The 257-nt window shown below is 68.5% G+C and carries 1 protein-coding gene; it reads right to left on the bottom strand.

Annotated features, from left to right (window positions below; genetic code table 11):
- Window positions 1-257, bottom strand: a 257-nt coding sequence (locus ACP7FG_RS13095; protein WP_439226642.1) for a magnesium chelatase domain-containing protein, incomplete at both ends; no start/stop codon positions are given.

The following is a 257-nucleotide window of genomic DNA, read 5'->3' as shown; positions in this document are numbered from 1 at the left end:
GCCGAGGGCGATAGGCAGGTCATAGTGGCTGCCTTCCTTCGGCAGATCGGCAGGCGCGAGATTGATCGTGATGCGCCGCGCCGGCAGCGCAAGGCCCGAGGCGATCAGCGCCGCGCGCACCCGCTCGCGCGCCTCGGACACGGCCTTGTCCGCGAGTCCGACGATCATGAAATTGGGCAATCCCGGCGCGACCTGGACCTGCACGTCCACCACGCGGGCCGTGATGCCCTCGAACGCCACCGTGGACACATGCTGAA

The sequence above is a fragment of the Idiomarina sp. ST10R2A5 genome, from assembly GCF_051842325.1.
Lineage (GTDB): Bacteria > Pseudomonadota > Gammaproteobacteria > Enterobacterales > Alteromonadaceae > Idiomarina > Idiomarina abyssalis.
The sequence above is the reverse complement of the archived record's forward strand: the minus strand, read 5'-3'. Positions and strand labels throughout refer to the sequence as shown.